The following is a 267-nucleotide window of genomic DNA, read 5'->3' as shown; positions in this document are numbered from 1 at the left end:
CCGACAATCCGAGACAGAGCCAAGCAAGCCTTGGTCAAGATGGCAATGGAACCCTACTGGGAACCTAAATTCGAGGGGACAAGCTATGGGTTTCGACCCGGACGCTCAACCCATGATGCGATTGGTAGAATATTTGTTGGAATTAATCAAGGGGAATACTATGTCCTCGACGCCGATATTACCAAATGCTTCGACCAGATTGACCATGATTACCTACTATCCAAACTTCATTGTCCAACGACCATAAGGCGAAATGTCAAACAATGG

At 46.4% G+C, this 267-nt stretch carries 1 protein-coding gene; it reads left to right on the top strand.

Going from position 1 to position 267, the window contains the following annotated elements; genetic code table 11:
- Positions 1–267: reverse transcriptase/maturase family protein (locus tag AC0QHF_RS13050; protein ID WP_324704654.1), on the top strand; the 267-nt coding region annotated here is incomplete at both ends.

This window comes from Lyngbya sp. CCY1209 (genome assembly GCF_055795065.1).
Note: the sequence above shows the minus strand (reverse complement) of the source record. Positions and strands in the feature narration are given on the sequence as shown.